Annotated in this window: 15 protein-coding genes and 6 pseudogenes; 7 read left to right on the top strand and 14 right to left on the bottom strand. The window is 58.0% G+C overall.

Features of this window, described 5'->3' with window-relative positions; genetic code table 11:
• Positions 1-63 precede the first annotated feature (63 nt).
• A complete protein-coding gene (locus tag BRAGE_RS0129455; RefSeq protein WP_027564994.1) occupies positions 64-432 on the bottom strand; it encodes a hypothetical protein in 369 nt (122 codons plus the stop codon).
• Positions 433-814: 382 nt separating this feature from the next.
• On the opposite strand from BRAGE_RS0129455, the gene BRAGE_RS0129460 reads away from it, so the two are divergent.
• Entirely contained in the window at positions 815-1,291 is a 477-nt protein-coding gene (locus tag BRAGE_RS0129460) for an Lrp/AsnC family transcriptional regulator (RefSeq protein WP_027564993.1), read from the top strand.
• Between the two features lie 152 nt (positions 1,292-1,443).
• Here BRAGE_RS0129460 and purU read toward each other — a convergent pair whose 3' ends face one another.
• The 6 genes from purU to BRAGE_RS0129490 form a co-directional block, all read right to left on the bottom strand.
• Positions 1,444-2,307, bottom strand: a complete 864-nt coding sequence (gene purU / locus BRAGE_RS0129465) for a formyltetrahydrofolate deformylase (protein ID WP_027564992.1) — start codon at positions 2,305-2,307, stop codon at positions 1,444-1,446.
• A 28-nt stretch (positions 2,308-2,335) separates the two neighbouring features.
• Positions 2,336-4,849 (bottom strand): GcvT family protein, encoded by a 2,514-nt coding sequence (locus BRAGE_RS0129470; protein ID WP_028146404.1) that lies wholly within the window; start codon positions 4,847-4,849, stop codon positions 2,336-2,338.
• Positions 4,850-5,806: 957 nt separating this feature from the next.
• Positions 5,807-6,745: a bifunctional methylenetetrahydrofolate dehydrogenase/methenyltetrahydrofolate cyclohydrolase FolD gene (folD, locus tag BRAGE_RS49755; RefSeq protein WP_084335129.1), complete on the bottom strand. Its 939-nt coding sequence runs from the start codon at positions 6,743-6,745 to the stop codon at positions 5,807-5,809.
• A gap of 452 nt (positions 6,746-7,197) precedes the next feature.
• Positions 7,198-8,373 carry a CaiB/BaiF CoA transferase family protein gene (locus tag BRAGE_RS0129480; protein ID WP_027564991.1) on the bottom strand — a complete coding sequence of 392 codons (1,176 nt, stop codon included), beginning with the start codon at positions 8,371-8,373 and terminating at the stop codon, positions 7,198-7,200.
• Positions 8,370-9,653: a methylaspartate ammonia-lyase gene (locus tag BRAGE_RS0129485; protein ID WP_028146405.1), complete on the bottom strand. Its 1,284-nt coding sequence runs from the start codon at positions 9,651-9,653 to the stop codon at positions 8,370-8,372. The genes BRAGE_RS0129480 and BRAGE_RS0129485 overlap by 4 nt, the downstream gene beginning before the upstream one ends.
• Positions 9,654-9,892: 239 nt before the next feature.
• Entirely contained in the window at positions 9,893-11,335 is a 1,443-nt protein-coding gene (locus BRAGE_RS0129490) for an NAD-dependent succinate-semialdehyde dehydrogenase (RefSeq protein ID WP_027564990.1), read from the bottom strand.
• A gap of 50 nt (positions 11,336-11,385) precedes the next feature.
• Between BRAGE_RS0129490 and BRAGE_RS55010 the strand changes: the two genes are divergently transcribed.
• On the top strand, positions 11,386-11,604 hold the full coding sequence (locus BRAGE_RS55010) for a hypothetical protein (protein WP_141263462.1): 219 nt from the start codon (positions 11,386-11,388) through the stop codon (positions 11,602-11,604).
• On the opposite strand, the gene BRAGE_RS0129495 is transcribed toward BRAGE_RS55010, so the two are convergent.
• Positions 11,601-13,004 (bottom strand): aspartate aminotransferase family protein, encoded by a 1,404-nt coding sequence (locus BRAGE_RS0129495; protein ID WP_027564989.1) that lies wholly within the window; start codon positions 13,002-13,004, stop codon positions 11,601-11,603. The two genes, BRAGE_RS55010 and BRAGE_RS0129495, sit on opposite strands and share 4 nt — an antisense overlap.
• A 226-nt stretch (positions 13,005-13,230) precedes the next feature.
• Between BRAGE_RS0129495 and BRAGE_RS0129500 the strand changes: the two genes are divergently transcribed.
• Both BRAGE_RS0129500 and BRAGE_RS0129505 read left to right on the top strand, forming a co-directional pair.
• Positions 13,231-13,707 (top strand): Lrp/AsnC family transcriptional regulator, encoded by a 477-nt coding sequence (locus BRAGE_RS0129500; protein WP_027564988.1) that lies wholly within the window; start codon positions 13,231-13,233, stop codon positions 13,705-13,707.
• Between the two features lie 593 nt (positions 13,708-14,300).
• On the top strand, positions 14,301-16,013 hold the full coding sequence (locus BRAGE_RS0129505; RefSeq protein WP_084335119.1) for an MFS transporter: 1,713 nt from the start codon (positions 14,301-14,303) through the stop codon (positions 16,011-16,013).
• A 295-nt stretch (positions 16,014-16,308) separates the two neighbouring features.
• On the opposite strand, the pseudogene ald reads toward BRAGE_RS0129505, so the two are convergent.
• A pseudogene (ald, locus tag BRAGE_RS57635) lies at positions 16,309-17,417 on the bottom strand (alanine dehydrogenase).
• A gap of 312 nt (positions 17,418-17,729) precedes the next feature.
• Here ald and BRAGE_RS57980 point away from each other — a divergent pair.
• From BRAGE_RS57980 to BRAGE_RS0129530, 3 genes and pseudogenes are all read left to right on the top strand, one after another.
• Positions 17,730-18,449 (top strand): annotated as a pseudogene (locus BRAGE_RS57980) (helix-turn-helix transcriptional regulator).
• Positions 18,450-18,582: 133 nt separating this feature from the next.
• A pseudogene (locus tag BRAGE_RS53285) lies at positions 18,583-19,173 on the top strand (acyl-homoserine-lactone synthase).
• A gap of 70 nt (positions 19,174-19,243) precedes the next feature.
• Positions 19,244-20,197, top strand: a complete 954-nt coding sequence (locus tag BRAGE_RS0129530) for a LysR substrate-binding domain-containing protein (RefSeq protein ID WP_028146406.1) — start codon at positions 19,244-19,246, stop codon at positions 20,195-20,197.
• Here the strand turns inward: BRAGE_RS0129530 and BRAGE_RS0129535 are convergent.
• From BRAGE_RS0129535 to BRAGE_RS57045, 5 genes and pseudogenes are all read right to left on the bottom strand, one after another.
• Positions 20,170-20,412 (bottom strand): DUF2274 domain-containing protein, encoded by a 243-nt coding sequence (locus BRAGE_RS0129535; protein WP_027564982.1) that lies wholly within the window; start codon positions 20,410-20,412, stop codon positions 20,170-20,172. The genes BRAGE_RS0129530 and BRAGE_RS0129535 overlap by 28 nt on opposite strands.
• Before the next feature lie 5 nt (positions 20,413-20,417).
• Positions 20,418-21,621 (bottom strand): annotated as a pseudogene (locus tag BRAGE_RS49770) (TrbI/VirB10 family protein).
• Positions 21,618-22,031 (bottom strand): annotated as a pseudogene (locus tag BRAGE_RS49775) (TrbG/VirB9 family P-type conjugative transfer protein); the annotation flags it as partial. The pseudogenes BRAGE_RS49775 and BRAGE_RS49770, both read right to left, overlap by 4 nt.
• 214 nt (positions 22,032-22,245) lie before the next feature.
• Positions 22,246-22,926: a conjugal transfer protein TrbF gene (gene trbF / locus BRAGE_RS0129550; RefSeq protein ID WP_027564981.1), complete on the bottom strand. Its 681-nt coding sequence runs from the start codon at positions 22,924-22,926 to the stop codon at positions 22,246-22,248.
• A gap of 47 nt (positions 22,927-22,973) precedes the next feature.
• A pseudogene (locus tag BRAGE_RS57045) lies at positions 22,974-23,120 on the bottom strand (P-type conjugative transfer protein TrbL); the annotation flags it as partial.
• Positions 23,121-23,333: the final 213 nt, after the last annotated feature.

Here is a 23,333-nt window from a genome sequence, read left to right on the forward strand (position 1 = left end):
AAAGCCGCGAACCTCGCTCTTCGGTCCGCGCCGGTTGCTTAGCCCTCTATTGTCGCGCCGAGCCTACCCACCCCCTCCGTGCCAAGGAAAGTGAGGTGATGGCGGTGAGATCGCCAATGCCGATTTGACTGTCGCGCGGCCCGTTTTCGACCAGGCGATGATCTCGTCGAGTACCGCAAAGTTCGCATCGCCCATCAGTGTCGACAACGCCCCCCTGACAGCCGCGATAGTGCCAACCCCGATCGTGCCCTGTCCCGCAAGAATGTCCGGATGGAAAGCGGTGATGATCGGGAGCCCGGTTTCATTTGCAAGGCGCGACCTCTCCTCCTGCGCCTCAACCTGCGATGGACCACTCACCCACGCGGCCGCGGCGAGGCGGCGGGTTTCCGAGATCTTGTTTTCTGGGACTAGGCGCGACATGGAGACGCGCATGCGAGCCCACCGCCTGGGCTGTATGAGGAACACTGGATTAGTGCGCTGAGACCGCACATGATCAGGACGGCATAGGTCAGAGACCCGGCCGCGATCCCGAGTGTCGCGCCGACCGCTGACAGGCGGGGGCGCGACAAGTCAAATCGGGCCACGGCGAGGAAATTCGGCCGAATGCTAGCGGGGGCCGCGAGCCAGAGCGGATTCCCGCCATTGAACGCGGAGTAAGAGTTCATGGCCGTCATCCATTCCCGGCCCCATTGAAAAAACGTTCACATTCACGATACTGGTGCCACAAAGACATTTGCCTCGCAAATCGCACCCATTCGGATGATTTCCTGCGCAAGTCTGGCAGTTTGGAGCGAATTTCATCTGGAGCCGATCCATGCAATACGATCGAATAGACGCCCATATCCTTGAGATCGTGCAAAAGAACAATCGTCTGACTTCCGAGGTAATCGGCGAAATGGCAGGGCTATCTGCTACCGCGTGTCAACGACGTCTGAAAAGACTTCGTTCGGAAGGCATTATCGAGGCCGATGTTTCGATCGTTTCGCCAAAAGCGGTAGGAAATCCTATTCAAATGCTTGTACTAGTCAGCTTGGAGCGGGAGCGCGCGGACATAATTGATAGATTCAAGAAGGCAATCAAATCGTCAGTTGAAGTCGTCAACGGATTTTACGTGACCGGCGAGGCTGATTTTGTTTTATACATTACCGCGCGCAGCATGGAAGACTATGAGCAGTTCACTAGGCGATTCTTCTATGAGAATCGGGAAATCAAGACTGTCAAGACCATGGTCATTGTGGACCGCGTGAAGGTGGGCTTCGCCGTTCAAATTGAGCCGCCCCCTGGGGATTGATGTGAGGAGCCACGGATGCGTCCTTTTCAATCGGTCATCGCATAGAAGAAGTGTAAAACAGCCGCAGTCTCGCTCCGCCCCTTCTGAGACCATACTTCCCCTTGAAAGTCGCATTTTCTGTCGGGCAAATCTTGCAATTTCAAAGCTTCAGGTTAGCCGGTGAAGACGACAGTCTTCCTGCCGTTCAACACCACGCGATCCTCGAGGTGATGGCGCACGGCGCGCGCAAGTACACGTCGTTCGATGTCGCGGCCTTTGCGGACGAGATCGTCCGGCGTGTCTCGATGCGAGATCCGTTCGACATCCTGCTCGATAATCGGCCCCTCGTCGAGATCGGAGGTAACATAATGCGCGGTCGCTCCGATCAACTTGACGCCTCGCTCATGAGCTTGATGATACGGCTTGGCGCCCTTGAACCCTGGTAAAAAGGAGTGGTGGATGTTGATGCAGCGCCCGGACAACTTGGCCGAAAAGCCATCCGACAGGATCTGCATGTAGCGCGCAAGGACAACGAGATCCGTACTGGTCTCCTGCACGAGCCCCCAAACTCGTGCCTCTTGCTCCATCTTGGTCTGTTTGGTGACGGGCAAATGGTAGAACGGCAGTTCTGCCACATCGGTGGAAGCCAGATGCTCGCGGCCGTGGTTGGAAACGATCGCCGTCAGCTCCATCGGCAACTCGCCGATCCGCCAGCGATAAAGCAAGTCGGCCAGACAATGGTCAAATTTGGAAACCAGCAGCATCACGCGTTTCATTGCGGAACTCTGCCGCAGAGTAAATTTCATGGCGAATCGCTCGGCGAGCTCGGCGATCGATTCAGCGATTTCCGCCTCTGATTTTGCCTGCTCCAGGCGATCAAACACGACGCGCATGAAGAACTGACCGGTCTCCGTGTCATCGAACTGCTGAGCGTCGAGGATATTGCAACTGGCTTCGAACAGTCGACTTGAGACCGCGGATACGATGCCTGGACGATCAGGGCAGGACAAGACGAGAATCATGGAACGATCGGACATAGTAGTCAGCCCCCGGTGGCGGCCTCACTTAAATCTGCGCGGAAGAGCGCGCTATGAGCAGCTCCGGAGTGATGAGGTCTTCGACCTTACGGCATTCGCCCTTCACTCGAGTGCGGTTCGAATCGTAGAAGGGCCGAAGGGACGCAATGGCAGCGTGCCTTTCTCCTGCAATCTCTATCTCAAAAGTCCCTTGAGACAACCACTCGGCGCTCACCCCGCCCTCGCAGTGCAGATATCCCATGCCGACGCCGCAGCCCAAGGTGTGGCCGAAGCCCGCCGAGCGCAGGTAGCCGACGAGTGATCCATTGCGCCAGACTGGCTCGGTTCCGAACATGAGCGGTACAGCCCGGGGGGCTGCTAATTGAACGAGGCGACGGCGCGGAGTTTGTCCGCGCTGGGATTCGAGAACTGTCCGCCCGATGAAATCCTCCGCCTTTTTCCAGGCGATGGTGAATCCCAATCCTGATTCGAGCGGCGAGTCTTCATCACTTACGTCCGCGCCCCAATCGCGGTAACCCGCCTCAAGACGCAAAGTGTTCAGCGCCACGTAGCCCGCGTGGCGCAGGCCGAGATCCCGGCCCTCGGCAATCAGCGCATCGTAGACGCCCAGCGCCTGTTCGGTCGGGATGTGCAGCTCCCATCCGAGTTCCCCTACGAAGGTCATGCGGAAAGCGAGCGCCAAGGCGTAGCCGATCTCGATGTCTTGGGCTGTCGCGAAGGGAAATGCTAGATCGGAAAAATCTACCGGGCTCACTCGGGAGAGAAGCTCCCGCGAACGCGGCCCCATAACGGAGACGCAAGTGTACCCCGACGACACGTCGATGACGGACACATGTCCCGCATCTTTGGCATGCGTTCGCAGCCAAGCAAGATCGCGGATGCGCTGCACGGCAGCCGTGACCACCAGAAATTGCTCGTCGCCCGTTCTCGCGATCGTAACGTCGGACTCCATGCCGCCTCGCTCGTTGAGCCACGGCGTGTACACGATACGGCCCACCGGAACGTCCATGTCGTTGGTTGAGAGGCGCTGAAGCAAGGCGAGAGCGTCGCGGCCCTGAACCAGTAGATGAGCAAAGGACGTCTGGTCAAACAGGGTGACCGCCGAACGGGTCGCATCGTGCTCCGCACCGCTCGCCCTAAACCAGTCGTCGCGACCAAACGTGGCATGGGCATTGGTCGAAGCCTCGGGGGCGCCAAACCATTGCGCTCGCTCCCACCCGGCAGCTTCGCCGAATTTTGCGCCAGCGGCTGCCAGCCGATCGTGCAGTGGTGACACGCGCACATTGCGCGCTGTTGCCGGCGACTTATGAGGCCAATGTAGAGCCCAAAGGTTTCCAACTGCCTCGCCTGTTCGATCGCGCAAATATCGACGATTGCGCTGGAACGGCATGGCGCGCCTTACGTCCATCTCCCAGTAGTCACTGGCGGGGACACCCGTCGACATCCATTCGGCCATGACTTTGCCTGCGCCGCCGGAAGACTCGATACCGCAGGAATTGAACCCCGCGGCGACATAGAGGCCGCCGATGTCGGGGGCGGGGCCCAACAGAAATCGATTGTCGGGCGTGAAGCTCTCTGGCCCATTGAAATTTAACTGCAGTCCCACGTTTTCCAAGGTCGGCATGCGCCGGATCGCATTAATGAGGTATGGCTCGATATGTTCGAAATCGTCAGGCAGCGAATCGAAGCTGAAATCGTGCGGAATACCATCCATGCCCCAGGGCTTGCCCTTGGGCTCGAAAAAACCGACCAGCAACTTGCCCGCGTCTGCCTTTGCGTAGAAGCAAGCATCCATATCGCGAACTGTCGGAATATCGGGTGGCAAGTCCGGAATGGCCTCTGTCACAATGTAGAAGTGCTCTGCGGCTTGGAGAGGCACCGTCCAATTGAGGTCGGCAGCGATCGCCCGAGTCCACATGCCCGTGCAAATGACAGCCTTTTCAGTGCGCACGATGCCCTCTGCGGTCTCGACGCCGGCGATTCGCCCTTTTTCGACCAGGATGCGAGTCACTGGAGTACGTTCCAGAATTCTTGCTCCTCCCTGCCGCGCACCGGCAGCGAACGCGCGCGCCGTGTCCACCGGGCTCGTCATGCCGTCGGAGGGAATCCAAGCCGCGCCAAGCACATCGGCCACGTCGAGTAAGGGTACACGTCGCTTCGCTTCGGCGGCATCGATGATCTCAACCTCAAGGCCAAAAGAGCGCCCCATTGACGCGCCACGCTTCAGCTCCTCGAGCCGCGCGGGGGTAGCCGCGATGGTAATCGACCCGGATTGCCGAAACCCCGTGGGCTGGCCGGTGAGCTTCTCGAGCTCGTGGAACAATCCCGCGGTGTACTGGGCTAGCTTCGCCATGTTCTCGTTGGCTCGAAGCTGGGTGACCAACCCCGCCGCATGCCATGTAGTACCGCAGGTGAGCTGGTCGCGTTCAAGCAGCAGAACGTCGCGATGGCCGAGCCGCGTGAGGTGATAGGCGACCGAGAGACCAATGATACCACCGCCGACGATGACATATTCCGCTTGGGAGGGCAGCTTGCTTTGCATTCCACTACTCAAAAAAAGAACCACAGACAGGATTGAGTGCAGCCAGGATCAGCGCCTGGATAGAGCTTTCCGCTACTAGGCATTGACCGTCTCGAAATTGGCGGCATGGGGCCTCACTTGATACTCGTGCCAATTCCGCCGTGCACATGATACGCCACCGTCTGGAATCGACCACTTCGGCACAATAGTTGCGCGCGATAATTGACCGCTTACCAATGTTGTGCGCGATAGAGCGCATGGGGTTACGGAAGTGCGCAAAACTCTATCTCCCTCCCGCGAGCTTTGATTCCCTGACTTTGCTCAATCGAAAAGCCGCGTTTCTCCGCAAATATTATCGGGCCTGAGATCTGATTTTTGATCAATAAAAGCGTCGGCGGAGCAGGAATTCTGCGACTGACCGTTGGAACACGAAGATTTTCTCTCGTCGAGCTTGGCGCTAACGTGGGCAGCCGCAAGAAGTAGTCTGAGGTTTAGAAGGTCACACCAACTTTATCTCTAGCCCTGGCTCGATCGACGCCGGTAGTCGCAAGTCCGGCGATGACTTGGTCAGCGCCCAGCGATCTCGCGTTGCCTGAACACGTTTTTCGAAAGTCGGTCACCAGCAGGTCATCGACAAATTCGGTGCCGTGGCGGTTGCGATTGATTGATCCGGCGAGATTTCGGACTCCAGCGAGCGGGTAACCGGGAAGGAACGGGCAAGCTAATCAGCTAAATCGGGAGTGACTCGCAAAAAGTATGAGGCGCCAAGCAGCGAAGATTTTTGTGCAACTCGTCGCTTGCCGATAGAGCGCTCGTGCCGGGCCCCTGCATACTCGACCAGAAGCTTCGTCGGCCGCTTATAGGCATATCGTTACCGAGAACCAGTCCCTTCATTCAAAGCGCGCCAACAAAGCGATTCCCTGAGGCCCAACTAAAACTCCGTCCCGCCCAAGATCCTTTTCAGTTTGCCTGCTGCGATCAACCAGGCACGATCTTGCTCTCGGAGGCGGGATGACTAATGTGGCTGGTCTCGGGAACCGCTACCAAAGACAAGCCTCGGCGAGAAACTGCCGCGTCAACAGTGTTCGCAAGCAAATACGCAACGGTCATGGGCCCGACACCGCCAGGTACCGGGGTTATGTAGCTCGCGCGATTGCTGGCTTCCGCGAAAGCTACATCTCCGACAATTTTAGCTGTGCCAGTCGAATCGACCGCACGATTGATGCCGACATCGATAACAATCGCGCCTGACTTGAGCCAATCGCCGCGGACCAACCCCGCACATCCGGCGGCAGCTACGACAATGTCGGCCTTCCGACAAAGGTCCGGCAGGTTCCGCGTCTTTAGCTGCGCACCTGTCACGGTACATCCAGCATCACCGAGCAGAACCGCAAGAGGTTTTCCAACGATATTGGAGCGACCAATCACAACAACGTCAAGCCCGTTCAAGTCATTCACGACGGTCTTGATGAGATGGACAACTCCAAGCGGAGTGCAAGGCGCGAGAGCTGGTCGACCCGCTCCTAATCTTCCAACATTGTAGGGATGAAAGCCGTCCACATCCTTGGTCGGATTGATGGCCTCTAGGACGCGCCAACGGTCGATATGCCCGGGCAGTGGAAGTTGAATGAGAATGCCATCAATGGAGTCGTCGGCGTTAAGCTCCTCGATCAATTCCAGCAGCTGGGCTTCGCCGACATTGCTCGGCAGCAGGAATTGCTGAGACTTGAACCCGACCGCCCGGGCTTGCGTGGCCTTCGTCCTCACATAAACCGAACTGGCCGGATCCTTGCCGACTAGCACCACGGCCAAGCCTGGTGTGACATTCCATTCGGCTTGGAGCAATGCCACATCGCGCGCGACCCGAGCCCGAAGGGCCTCGGCGATTGCCTTTCCATCAATACGGATAGCATTCATGATTATTTCCTGAGGAGGTTCGTGGAAGTAGGTCTTGAAACCAATCCTCAACCCCAACCCGCGATGGCATGTCCCTGTTCACATTGCGTTCCGCACGTATCGAGAGCTTAGGATCGACAGCGTTCGGTGCCGTCAGCGCGCCGAATCCTTTGATTCACGAGTGTAACTTCATAGTTGGGTCCGTTAGTGTGCTGCACTCCAGGTGCAAGCGCTAGCTGGATAGCCCGCATACTTCAAACGTGGCACCTCGCCCCTACGTCAAATGAGGCATCAGGCAGACCACGTCGGCGACATTGGGTAATAAACGCCATTTCGATCTTGATTAATTCGATAAGTCCCCGCATGACGATTAAATTCAGCACTTCCACCCTAATTTCTGGACGAATTCCAACTCATCAGGCCGATTAGGAGGGCATACGGCACTTGCATGAGTTGTTAGCGCCACCTGCTATTTAGCCGACCGAAGGCGATTCTGACTGACCGGCCGCCCGCTGCCGCGAGGCGCTCGCAAACTCCTTGCGCAAGGCCTCTGAATGGGCTCCACAAGCGGGAACGCCGCGCAATACCGGAGCCCTTTCTCCGTCAAATATGGCACCTGGCGCGATCACGAGAATATCGCCAGCGGGCGTCGCAACGGGTATCCGTCGTATATGGGGATGCTGGGAGACGTCCTCTATCTGGTTGAGCCGCCCATAGGCCAGTCCGGCAGCTTCCAGCTCACTCATCGCTTGATCGCTCGAGATTTGCACGAAATGGTCAACGATGATTTCATCCAAACTAGCCCTGTTGTGGATTCGCTCCATGTTGTCGGCAAAGCCGAGGCGGCGGATGAGTTCCGGTCGCTGGAGGAATTTGACGCAGAAGTTTACCCATTCGCGGTCGTTTTGAACGGAGAAGATAATCTCTCTGCCGTCGGCACAGCGGTATGCGCCATAGGGTGCTAGGGACGGGTGGTTCACGCCCGCTCGCGCAGTGTGATACCCGCTGTAATCGAATTGCAGCACGGGAACGTTCATCCAGTCTGCTATGGCGTCGAAAAGCGATATTTGAATACTCATTCCTTCCCCGGTGCGCTCCCGCTGGAGCAACGCTTGCAAGATGGCGTTAAGAGCGGTCATCCCAGCTGCAATATCGCATACCGAGACACCGACCCGCGCCGGGCCATCCGCTGTGCCGGTGACAGCGCAAAGCCCGGCCTCGGCTTGCACGATCAGGTCATAAGCCTTCAAATGCGACAGAGGACCGCCATCGCCGAATCCCGAGATGTCGCAGGTTATAAGGCGGGGAAAGCGCTTTCGAAGATCTGCCGAACCGAAGCCGAGCTTTGCGATGCTGCCGGGCTTCAGATTTTGAAGGAAAACATCCGCCTCGGCGACCATCGCATCTAGAACTACGCGGTCTTCCTCGATCGTCAAGTCGAGGCAGATCGATTCTTTCCCGCGATTTAGCCAAACGAAATACGCGCTTTGGCCCTGAACGAGCTTATCATACTTTCGTGCGAAGTCGCCCTCGGGCCGCTCGACCTTTATGATACGCGCTCCAGCATCCGAAAGGCGGGAAGACGCATAAGGAGCCGCTACCGCCTGCTCGACGGCAACAACCGTAATACCTTCGAGCGCCTTTCTCATGTCGATGCCGCTCTGACAGTCTGAAGAGAGTTCTGGGAACGTCGGTAGTTGAGAATGGAAAGTAATCTGCTCTGCTCATTTCCAACGATCGAGATGGCCTCATCAACCCCCATCCCTGGTTTTGCGAGCATCATGTCCGCCTGTGTAGCCACCGCAATATTGACTGCGGCCTGCGCCGACAAATCAGTTTCGGTGCAGCTCCCACCAATATATGCACCGACCCCATTTTCCTTGCACACCAATACAGACTTGGCAGAGTCGGCTATTGAGCCAACGTCAGGCATCTTGATCTGAACGAGATGAGCGGCTTTTGCATTGGCGAACAGCCGGATGTCGTCAAGCGTATTACACTGCTCGTCGACAACTACGCGGGCTTCCGTGCCGCGCCTGTCGAGGAGCGCGACGATCTTGGCGTACTCCTCGAGCTGAGCTTCAGTTGATCCAAAGTCAGCAGGGCATTCAATGTGAAGCCGGTAGCCAGGCACGTCATCCGCAAGCCGCGTGATGAAATCGGCAATCTTTTGCGCGTCCATGCCGATCTCGAACCCTATCCAGCCGTAAACGTCAAAATGCAGGATGGGGTGATAACCGAGCTCTCCGATTTCCCTTGTGCGTTTGGCGACCCATTTGACGAAGTCACGAAACGTCTCCCCGGAAGCCCCGAACTTTTCACGCGAATTGATCAGTCCGTGTGGAAGCACGTCCACAGACTTGAGGATCATCTTATCGACGTTGATTTCGCGAGAATCCCCACTCTGAGCGTAAAGTGGAACTCGCTTATCCGGAAGGGGCAGGTGATATTCCGAGCAGATCACTTCGGCGAGCGTGGTCCGGGCAATATGCGCAACAGCACGAAGCAAGGCTTGGCTCACGCCATATTCGATCGCAAGCGGTAGCCGGCGAGCCTCATGAGATGCGAGGACACGTTCACAAGCACGAAGGAAATTGGACACGTCGGAAGCGAGAAGTCGCGGGATCACCACAGATCTGGTGAGGGCTTGAATTGCGTCAACTTGAAAAACTGGATCACGACCGCCTGCGCCTGAATACTGCACGCTCATCATGTCGCCCCACACGATCACATCGTCCGACAAGACGAGACCGATGCTGAGCGAACGCGACGGCATACGGATACTCGTAAAACCAGGCGTAAGGGGTTCCCCTAGATAGCGAAAACCATCATGAGCAACGGCTGCTCGTATTGCAGCTTGATCATCATAGAAGAAACTTCCGTTCCCCGGAGCCAGAATGACATCTTTTATTATAGGAGAGATTCGCATAGCACACTCAATCTCAGGTCGTTCTGCAACTGGTTAAGCAATTCCGCAGCCCATCGCAATGTGATAGCCATGCAATATCCATCGGCAGCATCTTGACGAGCCTGGCTTCCACTGTCAGCAATCCGATAAGCATCTCAGTTCTGCGAGCGCTAAACGCTATGCGCCGCATTGCGCGTCTTGGCCTCAACCTCAAAGGGGCAAAACGTTGAATTGGATCACCTTGACTCAGGCAGTTGGGCCTATGATCCGATAACGACAGCTTTCGTTGAGTTTACGAGCTTCAGATTTTGAAAGGCTCTCAATCCTTCCACACCACCCTCGTACCCATAACCACTTTGTTTAATTCCAGCGTTCGGCGCATCCGCAGAGACGCCCTTGAGATGGTTAATGCTGATAGCACCCGCAGAAAGGCTACGGATCATTCGTTTCTGAATCTCGGCGGATTCAGTGAAGAAGTACGAAGCAAGTCCGTATTCTGTCGCGTTCGCCGTCTCAATGGCCTCCTCGATCGAAGTGAAGGGCGCAACCGTAAGGATCGGCCCGAACGGTTCTTCGCGAAGTACCTGTGATTCAGGAGGGACATTGCTCAGAATTGTAGGCTCCCAATAAAAGCCGGGCCGATCAATACGTTTACCGCCGGTTTCGACCCTTGCGCCGCGATCGACAGCATCGTTGGTCAGGCGTTCCATAGCTGCAATGCGCCTCGCATTCGCCATTGGTCCCATATCAGTCTCAGGATCGTCGGGCCTGCCAACCCTGATCTTTTCGGCCGCCCGAATAAGCTTTGCCAGGAAACTCTCATAAATTGGTCGCGCTACAAGAATTCGGCTGGGTGCGTTGCAGCTCTGACCTGCGCATTCAAACTTGTATTCGGATATTGCAGAAACGGCCTTGTCGAGGTCAGTATCTTCGAAGACGACGACAGGCGAATGGCCGCCGAGCTCTAGAACGCAGCGCTGCAGATTGCTTGCCGCAATCTGCGCGAGCTGCTTACCAACCGGCGTAGAGCCCGTGAAGGACAAGGCCCGGACAACGGGCGAACGGAGCAGGTGTTCCGAGATCATTGGCGGATTTCCGAAAACGAGATTTACGATGCCAGGCGGAATTCCGGCCTTCTGCAAAGCCTCCACGATATAGACCCCGGCGCTTGGAGTTTCTTCTGCCGCCTTCAGGATTACCGGACAACCGACCGCGATAGCTGCGGCAAGTTTCCGGGCGTTGAGGACGGCTGGGTAGTTCCACGGCGTGAATGCGGCAACGACACCAACCGCTTCTGGTACGATCACCCTTGCCTCGTCGATCGGAAACGGAGCCGACAACTCGCGAGCGCGGGTACCATTCCACTCGAGCATTTCGATTGCCCGCGCATACTCGCCCTTCGCTTCGGCCAAGGTTTTACCCTGTTCTCTGGAAAGAGCCGCAGCAGCCGCCTCGGTCTTGTCCTTGAGAATTCGCGCGGCACGAACGAGAAGGTCACCCCGCGCATCAGCCGGGGTGTTGGACCATCGCAGCAGGCCTTCTTCTGCAGACGTCAAAGCATCATTGAGATCCGACGCGGAGGCAATGGCTACGCGCCCGAATTCCTGCTCGGTAGCGGGATTGATGAGGGTCAGATCAGCGCGATCGCCGCCCGAGCGCCACGCTCCGTTGATGAAGAGTTTGTAGTTCATGCTGTCGGACATACGTGAATCGCCGCTCTGCCGTTGTGTATCTTCTGCTGCTGAGTAGTCCCATGCCTGGCCGCTTCGACGAGATCCAGGGGCACCGCCATAATGCGCTCAGCCGGATTTTCGTCGCCGAGGCATTGATGCCATCCTTCAATGTATCGGGAGAGCGATCAATGCCATCACCTCACGTCGACGTGAATGAGATCTGGACGATAGCGGCGAATATCAGCTCTCAGCGTTCAGGCTCTTGGACGGCCGAATCGCCTTCGGCCGCCATTCGTTAGATCTTTTCACCACTGCGGACGAGCTCGTCCATCACGGAGCGGACCGCGCTTTCGGTGATTGCAATAATCTCATCGACTTCAGCTTTAGTGGTCACGAGCGGCGGAGCGAACCCGAGAATGTCACCATGTGGCATGGGTCGGGCAATCAGACCCCGGTCGCGAGCAGCCTTAGAAACGCGAGCACCGACCTTGAGAGATGGATCAAACCGCTTCTTCTTTTCGCGGTCGGCGACGAACTCGATCGCACCCATCAGACCGACTCCGCGCACCTCCCCTACGATGGGCAACTGCGCAAACTTCTCTTTAAGCCGGGTCTGGAAATACCCGCCGACTTCGCGGGCATTGCCAGGAAGATTCTCTTTTTCAACGATGTCGAGAACGGCATTTGCAGTAGCGGCGCCGATCGGATGACCCGAATAAGTGTAGCCGTGTGAAAAGGCGCCAACCTTATCAGCACCGTCTTCCAACACCTTGTAGACCTTCTCGCCCACAACTGCAGCAGATAACGGGAAGTAAGCGGAAGTTAGACCTTTCGCGGCAGTAATCAGGTCGGGCTCGATTCCGTAGTGGTGCGAGCCAAACATAGACCCGGTCCGGCCAAAGCCAGTCACCACTTCGTCGGCGATCAGCAGAACATCATGCTTTTTGAGAACGACCTGAATCGCCTGCCAGTAGCCTTCCGGAGGCGGCGTAATGCCACCAGTTCCGAGCACCGGCTCAGCGATGAAGGCGGCGACATTGTCCGCACCGAGGCGCTCGATAAGCTGGTCGAGCTCAGCTGCGCGACGCGCGGAGAATTCGCGCTCGGTCTCCTCCGGCTTCGCACCCCAGTAATGGTGAGGGGCACCGGTGTGTACAATCTGCGACAGCGGAAGATCCATCTGGTCGTGGTAGAAGCTCATGCCCGTCATCGAACCGGAAACGACGCTGCAACCGTGATAACCACGCTCGCGCGAGATGATCTTCTTCTTGTTCGGCTTACCCCGCAGGTTGTTATAGTACCAGACTAGCTTTGCCTGCGTCTCGTTCGCGTCCGAGCCCGACATCCCGTAGAAGACTTTGCTCATCTTTCCGGGCGCCATTTTGACGAGACGATCGGACAGGATCGCCAGCTCGTCGGTCGTGTGCGCCGCATAAGAGTGATAGTAGGCCAGACGGTAGGCCTGGCGCGAGATTGCTTCAGCGACCTCGGTACGCCCATAACCAATATTTACGCAGTACATTCCGGCAAAGCCGTCGATGAGCTCATTACCGTGAGCGTCCTTGATTCGGATGCCCTTACCGGTTTCGATAATCGTCGCCTCACCAAGCTTGCCAGTCGCATAATCCTTGAGCTGGGTGAAGGGATGCAGAACGCTGCTCTTGTCCTTTTCGCTAATCTCTTTGATGTTGATGGTCATTGTGCATCACTCTCTTAAGCTGCAGGATTCGCAAAGCAGACGTTTGGGCTCAAGAATTGCGATGATGCCGCGCTTCGAAATCCCATGCTGCCATTTGTTGAAATGCGCATGCATTCAGGATACTGATGTCGCGAACATATTTGCATCATATCTCCTGTCGTTCGGAGGATTTTCTGCATGACACAGGCATTTCGCGCTGCAATTCACCTCAACGCTGGAGCCGAATATGCAGTATGATCGAACAGATGCCCGCATCCTCGAGCTCGTGCAAAAGAATAACCGTCTAACCTCCGAGGTGATCGGCGAGATGGCTGGGCTTTCTGCTACCGCGTGTCAACGACGACTGAAGAGGCTCCGTTCGGAAGGCATTATCGAGGCCGACGTATCAATCGTTTCGGCAAAGGCGGTCGGGCGGCCCATTCAGATGCTTGTGATGGTGAGCCTTGAACGCGAGCGCTCAGATATTATCGACAGGTTCAAGAAGGCAATCAAATCGTCCGTTGAAGTGGTCAATGGATTTTACGTCACCGGCGACGCTGATTTTGTCCTCTACATTACCGCCCGTAGCATGGAAGATTACGAGCAATTCACACGGCGATTCTTCTATGAGAATCCGAATATCAAGGGCTTTAAGACGATGGTTGTAGTGGACCGCGTAAAGGTCGGCTTTGCCGTTCCAATTGAGGCTCCGCCCGAGGACTGATGAATCCTAGTGTCAATCTCTCACTTCATGAATTCACCCGTTTGCGCGCTTTTTCATCGCTCACTCGCATAGAACGCGAAAAACCTGCGCTGTCGTTCCTCTACATCTAACTAATGTCAACGCGGAGCCGAAAACAAGCTTGTCTGATTTGGTATTTGGAAAGGGGAGCCTCAAGGAACGAGTATCGCGTCGACGAGACCATCCAAAGCGTTTGGCTCGACGGTTTAGGATCTTCGGCACCGAATAGCGACCTCACTACAGGCCCTCAGATGGCAGCCAATACACACCGCGGTGCCGCGAGCGGCATTGATGTTGAAATCGAGACCACAGCCAAACCGTTTTCTGACCAAACATCATGGCGCTACATCCGAATAATGATGTTGCTGTGTCGGTCAGAAGAGACAACGCAGCGGCATGCTTCGTACTGACGCTTGCAGACGAGAGGTGAGTTATCGGGCGCGACGTGACAATTACCAATCACTAAAGATGCCTCGGAATTTTACCGAGCCTCATTAGGCTTACGAATGCAAAGTACGCAACGGCAACGGGTTGAAAGAGCGCTTCCCATTGCTAGCGGTCGGGCTACCTGGACGATGACCGATTCGGTTCATACTCAAGCCGGGCGCGGCGACGCACGAGCCGATATCACTGATCAGCCCAGGCCACAGACCTTGAGCGGCGATGGAATCACGGCTCCATTACGATTCTCGGCATTCCGGCGAATTTGGGTTGCGAGCCTGCTCGCCAATCTCGGCAAGCTGATCCAGGGCGTCGGGGCAGCTTGGGCAATGACGCAGATGACGTCGTCCGCGGACAAGGTTGCGTTGGTCCAGACGGCGTTGATGCTGCCCGTAATGCTAATTTCGATGCCGGCTGGTGCCATTGCCGACATGCATGACCGCCGCCTCGTCGCGCTAATTGCGCTCGCGATCGAGCTTTGCAGCGCGATCGCGCTGGTCGTGCTCGAGTGGCTAGGTCTCACCACGCCCAATTTGTTGCTAATGCTTTGCTTTTTAGTCGGCAGCGGTCTCACATTGAGAGGGCCTGCTTGGCAATCCTCTGTCAGGGAACAAGTACCGCCCGACACCCTGCCGGCAGCGGTCGCGCTCGACGGCATCAGCTACAACATCGCGCGCAGCTTCGGGCCGGCGATCGGCGGCATTGTGGTTGCAATGGGGGGCGCAGTAGCGGCGTTTGCACTGAACGCATTGCTGTATCTTCCGCTAAAGGTGGCGCTATTCGTCTGGAAACGTGTGGCGGCGCCGTCTCGGCTACCACGCGAGCGGCTGGGCCGAGCCATTGTTTCGGGCGTGCGTTACATCACGAATTCGCCGTCGATCAAGATTGTGCTGACCCGCACCATGGTCACCGGCATCGTCGGTGGCTCGATTTTGGCACTCATGCCACTGGTTGCGCGCGATCTGTTACATGGTGGTGCGCAGACCTACGGTATCATGCTCGGGGCCTTTGGTTTCGGCGCCGTAATAGGGGCGCTCTGTCTTGCCGAAGTGCGCAAGCGCATGAACGGGGAAGCCGCTGTGCGTGCCTGCACGCTCGGTATGGCCGGCTCGACCGCGGTGGTGGCATTGAGCCATGAGCCCGTTCTGACCGCTGCCGCACTGGTCGTGGCCGGCGCTGGATGGATGATGGCGCTGACGTTGTTCAACGTCGCTATACAGCTCTCCGCGCCGCGTTGGGTGGCGGGCCGTTCGTTTGCGGCCTACGAGGCTGCGATCTCGGGCGGCATAGCGATTGGCAGCTGGGGTTGGGGAAGCCTGACCGACGAAGCTGGTGTCGAGGTCGCGCTACTGGTGTCCTCCGCTCTTATGCTGCTCTCGCCGCTCATTGGGCTCTGGTTGCGGATGCCGCGCATCAGCGCGCGAGGTGAAGACGCCGAGGCTTTGGCCGATCCAGAGGTGCGCCTCGCGCTCACCGGTCGGAGTGGGCCACTCGTGGTCGAAATTGAATATCGGGTGGCGCAAGAGAATGCGCGGGCTTTTCACAACGTGATGCAGGAAGTGCAGCTCTCGCGTCAACGCAACGGCGCTTACGGCTGGTCGATTGCGCGCGACATCGCCGATCCCGAACTGTGGACCGAGCGTTATCACTGTCCGACATGGCTCGATTATCTACGCCAGCGCAACCGCTCGACTCAATCAGAGCGAGAGCTGGGTCAGCATGCGCTGGCTTTTAACATCGGCCCTGAGCCTGTCCGAATTCGCCGGATGCTGGAGCGCCCGTTCGGATCGGTTCGCTCGAGAGAAGACGCTTCAGTCCGCACAGCTAACGAAACTCATGCCCGGTGATTGCGAGCACGGTAGAAGGCATCAGTCATGATCGTGAGCGGAGAGCGTCATGAGGTACTTGGTGGGCGGCCACCGCCCGACACTGCACAAGAGACGATCAGGCGGTCGCTCCTGTTAGTTCCCTCAGAGGCGCTTTGCGCGAAGATATCGTGGCCTGACATCCAGCCCTCCCAAACCTTCGCGCCAACTCCAGCACTACTGAGTTGAGAGCTCTTGTCCTTGCTGCAAAAAAAGGCCACCCTGAAGAGTGACCTCAGAGTCAGGGAGGAAACGTCCCAAGGAGGGACCTCTGGGATCAGGCCGGAGCCTGCTCGATCGGTGAGAATGGCAAGCCGAGGCTCTCAGCCACGGCCTTATAAGTCAGCCGGCCTCGATAGACGTTGAGACCCGCGCGCAGATGCGGATTTTCGAGCACGGCTTCAAATCCCTTGGCGGCGAGAGCCAAACCAAATGGAAGCGTCGTATTATTCAGCGCCTGGCTGGAGGTGAGCGGAACAGCTCCTGGCATGTTGGCGACGCAGTAATGGATGACGCCATCAATCTCGTAAGTTGGATCTGGGTGTGTTGTCGGGCGCGATGTCTCGAAGCCCCCTGATCGATGGCGACATCCACGATCACCGATCCCTTGCGCATCGAGCTCAACATGCCGCGGCTGACGAGCTTCGGTGCGCTCGCGCCGGGCACAAGGACCGCACCGATGACCGCATCGCCGCAAATACCTCCTCGTCGACCGCGTCCATCGTTGGGAATCTCGTGCGGACGCGCCCTTCGAATAGTTCATCCAGCTCGCGAAGCCGGAGGATCGAGCTCTCGAGAATTGTAACTTCGGCGCCCAAGCCGGCCGCCATCCGTGCTGCATGCGTGCCGACCACGCCGCCTCCGACCACCACGATCCGAGCCGCGGGGACGCCGGGCACGCCCCAATCAACAGTCCCCGACCGCCTGCATGGCGCCTGAGGGCGCTACCTGCCGCCTCGATTGCAAGCCGGCCTGCAACCTCGCTCATCGGCGCAAGCAGAGGAGGTCCACCGTGTCCGTCAGTCACAGTTTCGTAGGCGATTGCCGTGCACCCAGAATTGAGGAGCCCCTTGGCCTGCTCCGGATCCGGCGCCAAATGCAAATAGGTGAAGAGGATCTGGATTCTCTCGCAGCTGGATCCACTCGGAAGGCTGGGGCTCCTTGACTTTTACGACCATCTCGCTCGAGGCGAACACCTCTTGAGCGGAGCCGACGATCGTTGCGCCCGCCTTTGCGATAGCTCTCATCGGTTGCGCCAATGCCGGCGCCGGCATTCGCTTCGATCAGCACGCCATGACCGGCGGCCACATACTCGCGGACGGCTCCAGGCGTAAGGCCCACGCGATATTCGTGCGTCTTAATTTCCTTGGGAACACCGACCTTCATTTGCGACCTCCTGATTGAGAAGATCTTTTCATCGAAAACACGTACAAACCTGCGACGTAGATGGTCAGAGAGCGCAGAAATCCAGCGAACTTTTGACCCATCATGCAGGACAGATGGAGAGCGACGACATAATCGATGTGAGCTTTGTCCTCTGCCCAAAACTTAGCGGATGAACCCGACGGACCTGTCGAATGCAGCGGTGATCGTGGCCTGCAAATAGCTTGTGCAGCATAGACCAGGATGTAAACGACTTGCGCGGTAGATTTAGATTTAGCGCCACCAACCATCGAGCACGCCGTGTGGAGATCCACGATGTATCACGCTGTTCAGAAATTTGTTGAGCGGTTGACCGAGGACACTGGTCAGGACGGTCTTCAGCAGAGCATGGCGGACATCACCGCCGCGCTCGACTTGTCCTGGTTTGCATTATCTTGCCCTTGCTCCCAAGCCGAACGGGTCTCCACAACTGATCTCAACGTATCCGTCGTTATGGACGGCGCACTATATGCGACGCCACTACGAACGTTTTGACCCTGTGGTCGGTCAGGCGATTCGCCAACTCGACCTTTCCGGTGGGGAGTTGAATTCGGAACGCGATTGCGCGCGGAAACCGAGCGCGAGCTATTTGAGGAAGCGGCCAGGTTTGGCATTCGGTGTGGATTTACAATCCCGATTCACGACAAAGGAGAGATCGCTGCAGTGACCTTCGCCACTGACCGGCGCCGGGTTAATTTCGAGCATTCGACAAGGAAGCACACTCCGGTTCTGCAGGTCATCGCGATGTACTTCCATGCGCACGCCAAGCGAAGGTTGCTGTCCGACCATGTTGTCAATGGTGTGCTGCTATCTCCTCGCGAGCTCGAATGCCTTGAATGGTCATGTCAGGGGAAATCTGCGGCGGATATCGGAACCATCCTTGATATCTCCCAACGGACCGTTGCCTTCCCTAGAGATAACGCCCGAGCGAAGCCCGGCGTTCGGACAATTAATCAAGCGATAGCGTGCCTAGCTGAAGCAAAACCTCGAAAATAGTTGAACCGCAGCCCTTGAGCACCTGTGCACCCGCACTGGATGCGCTTGCGGTGTTTCTCTGCTTTCCGTGCCTGTACAAAGCAGGGAGGCAGCAATGATGCAGCTTGTTACACCCGACCACTAGGGCGAGTTCATAGACGATCTCGCCGAAATGCACCGGTTGCGATATCGCGTATTCAGAAAACGCCTGGACTGGGAGGTTCAGGTCAGCGGCCGACATGGAGATCGACGAGTTTGATGTCCTTCGGCCGGTGCATTTACTGAACCGCTCGACGAACGGACGGATTCAGGGCTGCGTTCGGCTTCTCCCGTCGACCGGCCCAACCATGCTTCGAGACACCTTCCCCATCCTTCTGGACGGACAGGCCGCGCCGAGGAGCCAGGACATCTGGGAAAGCAGCCGCTTTGCTCTCGATGTTTCTCCAGACGCACCAAAGGGTCATGGCGGCCTCGCTGGTGCGACCTACGAGTGCTTTTGCAGCTATGATCGAATTTGGCATATCCATTCGGCTGAGCGAGATCGTGACCGTCACCGACGCCCGCATGGAACGAATTCTTCGGCGCGCCGGCTGGCCCCTTCGCATGAAAACCACGGCCGCTCGGAAACACCACGGCCGTGGCAGGCTGCCTAGAGGTGTCGATCGCTGCCTTGCAGCGCATCCGCCAGGCGGGACACGTCTCAGGTCCGGTGCTCTGGGCCCCAGTCATCGGGGTTGCCGCGTAGAGCCTCGACCCAAGAACCAGTCTCACATCGCTGCACACCGGATCGGAACGCCCCTTTTCGCTTCCCTAAAATGCATAATTTCCGTAGACGAAGACCTTCGCTTCAAGCCAGCAAGGCACTCGAACTGAAACACCTGCGATCGGCCGTTGCTGCGGCCGATTGCGGCAGCTTGCGAGGGGCCGCGGAGCTGCTGACGTCGCAACAATCGGGCCTCAGCCGAAGAATCGACGAGATCGAGCACCACTTGGGCATCGCTATCTTCGAGCGCTATAGTGGAGGCGTGCGTCCGACGCAGGCCGGCCGCGACGTGCTTCGGCTGGCGAGGGCCATACTGGAAGAATTCGACGCGCTCATCGCCACGGCGAGATCTGTCCATAACAACGAAACCGGCCGTCTGACGGTAGGCTTCTGCACCTCACTTTCGGCAGGCGATCTGCAAACCTCGTTACTCGCGTTTGAAGAGCGATTCCCGCAGATCGAACTTGTGACTGTCGAACGATCACGGACGCGTCTGGCAGCGGCGCTTCGAAACGGCGCGCTCGATGTTCTGATTGTGACAGGGAGCCTCCCGTCGTTGGACACTGAAGAAGTGCCGCTTTGGAGCGAGTGTGTTCTGGTGGCTTTACCGCATGATCATCCGCTCGCCGTCCGAGAGACTGTGTGCTGGACTGACCTGCGCGGCGAGACAGTGCTCCTCAGCCATTATGACCCGGGAAAGGAGCTCGAAGATCTTCTGATTTCCAAGCTCCTCGCGCCCGAGGATCGCCCCAAGTTCGAGCGCCACGACGTCAGTCGCGGCATCATCAAGAGCCTGATCAGCATGCACACTGGAATTAGCTTGGTTCTCGAGTCCGATATGGGGGCTAATTTTGCGGGTCTGGTCTACCGAGAGCTGTGCGATGGTACGGGTCCGAGCCGTTTCCAGTTTTCGGTCTATTGGCGCCCCGACAATAAAAATCCGGCCCTTCAGCAATTCCAGAAGCTGCTCTCTGAGGGCTATTCCTCGCCACCGGTCGGACGCTGACGCGCCTTTCGAGCTTTCCGGAAATTCCGGTCCGCGGCCATGAACCGCGCCAACATCGGCGCGATAAGCTTGGCTGGATCCCCGATCGGTTGACCGGTTTCTTGCGCAAGGATATCGGCATAGGCGACGAGGTCCCGGTGAATACTTGCGGGTAGTTCGTGGGTGACCTTGACCGGCTTATCATCCTCCATTGTTCCGAGCTTAAGTTTGGCCATTGTCCTCATCCTCTGTAGGGTTCGAGCATCAGGTCCCGATTGACTATCACCCTCACCGGAAATCCTGGCCGGATCGTCAAGGTTGGCTGGATGTTGAGATTGCGACGAACCAGCTGCTGGCCCGTCTGATTGGCCGAATCCCCAGCGCCGCGGCGAAGTCCGGCAATCGGGTCGCTGTTGGTGCTGCCGATGTCCGCTCCGAAGTTCACCTCCGTGCCTACAGCAAGCAAGTTGAAAGTGCGGCTGCGCCCAACAGCTGCTTCCAGTGATTGTCGGCCTCGTCCTCAAGACCAGAATAGCCTGTCGCATCCGCGCCGGGCTGGCGCTCCAGAACGATCGACCTCCCATTCGGCATGATAAGACGCGTCCAGATCAGGAGCAGGCGCGAATGCCCAAATGCGACCTGGCTATCGTAGGTCCCGATCAGCCTTGCGCCCTGGGGGATAAGGCGAGCTCGCCCGGTTGGAGAGTCGTATACCGCTTCTGTGACTTGTGCTGTGATCTGGCGGGCAGATCGGAGCGAATGCCGGTGATGAGGGCGGCAGGAATGACCGTTCCCGCCTGGACCACGAAGGGCGAAGCTGGCCTGGCCAGACGATCCAGGCTGGTCGTCCGGCGATCGACGGTTTCGCTGACGAACGCAAGTTTTCGGTCCTGCCCATTCTGACCGAAGGCTTCATCCGTCGATGTCGCGGCATTCGACCGTGCATCATTAGCCGGCGTCCCAGCGGCCGGCGGGTGGACGTTGGTGCTGGCAAACACCTTGCTGGTGCGTGCCGCCTCGCTCTCCTGGTTGACCCGCTGCTGTTCCGCATCTAAGCCAAGCGGACTGGAGCTCAATGAGCCTTGCGCGGCGACGATTGGCCGGCCGAGGTCGCCGGGCAAAGGGGGACCTAATCGTGGCACGCCCTTCGGCATCTCGGTGTAGTCTTTCGGCAGGTTTGCAAGCTGATCGGCGACATTGTGGTGATCGGTCGCGTAGAGGTCCTCCGGAGCGGCATTGCGCGATCGCTTCCCCTGCATCGCCCAGAACACCGCGCCTGAGATGAGCACGAGCACAAGCGCGCTACCACCCGCAAGCACTTTGCGCGACAGGCGCACCACCTGCGGCCGGTCTGGCCGAAGCCGCAGGGCTTGCGCGTTCTCTTCCGCCGACTTTATGCGAGGCGCATCGTTCGGGGTGTCATTCGCCTGGCCTATATCGGTCACAGGGACCTCCCGTCGGTTCGCACGATCCTGACCTGCTGCTGTTCCTCGCCGAGCTTCAGTTCCGCGGCCGCGAACAGCCGGTCGACGATCAGGAGGTTACCGTAAGCACGGTAGTTGACGAACTCGGTCTTGCCGTCAGGCCCGATCACGAACAGCGGCGGCATCTCGCCCTGGGCGATCCCGGGCGAGAACTCGACATAGACCTTGCTGCCATCATCGTAGACGTTGACCGGACGCCAGGGCGGGTTGTCGCCTTCGACAGCATAGCGATAGCGGCGCGCCGCCAGAGCCGGGATGAATGGCGCCGGCGGCTGAGCGCGGCCACGAGCGCTCCGATCCTCTGGGTAGAACCAGGCCACCGAAGGCATATAAGGCTTCTCGCGGGAGCGGAGCTCAAGGAGGTAGGTGCGCCAGCCTTCCAGCCAGGCGGCACATGCAGTGGCCGCGGACGATCGTCGGTGAGCGCCGGCGTATCTGGCGGAGGCGGAAGCTCGCTGTCATAGCTGATTTGCGGCGGCTTGAACGTTGTGCAGCCGCCAAGGGTGGACATACAGACCAAAAGAGGCAGCGGCAGGCGCGGCTGCAATTTTCGTGGTGGCGCAGGGACAAGATGTGACAGCATGGTTAGCCCAGCTCCTTCGACCAGTTGATGGCGTTGACATAGATCCCGAGTGGATTCTTGCGCAGCCGGTCGAGATCACGCGGCATCTCCACGACGACACTCAGGATGGCGCTCCAGCGCTCGGTCGCGGCAAGCTGGCCATTGTCGTAACGACGCTCGACCCACGCCAGACGAAAGCTCTCGGGCGAAGCCCGGATCACGCTCGAAACCTCGATTGCAATTTGCGTCTTGCCGAGCTGGGCGAAAGGGTCATTGTTGCGGGCGTAATCATTGAGCGCTGCCGCGCCCCGGTCTGTCGTAAAGTCGTAGGCGCGCAGCCAGTTTTCCCGCAAGACGATGGCGTCCATCGGCAAGCCTCGCACGTGCTCGATGAAGCGCGCCAGGTGAAACGAAACCTGCGGGTCGGTCGGCTGATAGGACGCATTTGCCGGCGCCACGGTCTTGGCTTCGCCTAGCTGATCGACCTCGACCACCCAAGGCGTGATCGTGCCGTGCGCTGATTGCCAGACCAGAGCGGAGGCAAAACCAGCAGAGAGGAAAAGAGAGCCAAAGGCCATCAAGCGCCAGTTCTTGGCCTGAACGCGTGCCGAACCAATGCGGTCGTCCCAGACGTGGGCGGCGCGTTGATAAGGAGTGACCGGCTGTGGTGTGCGGCCATAGTGAACGGCCGATCGTTTGAACATCGTTTGCCCCCAAGAGATGGCTGAGAATGGGATTGAAGGAGAGAAGGTCAGTGATCCCCTTGCGAAAGGTCGACGGATCCGCCGCCCCCGCCGTGATCACCCGAGCGGATCGCGTGTGTGGCCGCTGATGCCCCATGCTGGATGGTCTGCGCCCGCTTCATCCGGCGAACCCATGCGGGGGTGCTGTCGGAGGTAGCAGAAGACTCCCCTTTCGCCCGTAAATGAAATTCCAAGAAGGTCGCTCCGGCGTAACGCCTCGATGGAGAGCAGTAAGAATTGATCGTACCCAGTGCAGTGCTCGCGCAAAGCGCGACGGGAAGCCACCAAAATGTCTACGTAAAGAGGGCCTCATTAGCGACACTATCAGCCCGCCGGCGCCCCTCGATCACGAGCGGCCGCTCTCCCTG

This window comes from Bradyrhizobium genosp. SA-4 str. CB756 (assembly GCF_000473125.1).
GTDB classification, from domain to species: domain Bacteria; phylum Pseudomonadota; class Alphaproteobacteria; order Rhizobiales; family Xanthobacteraceae; genus Bradyrhizobium; species Bradyrhizobium arachidis.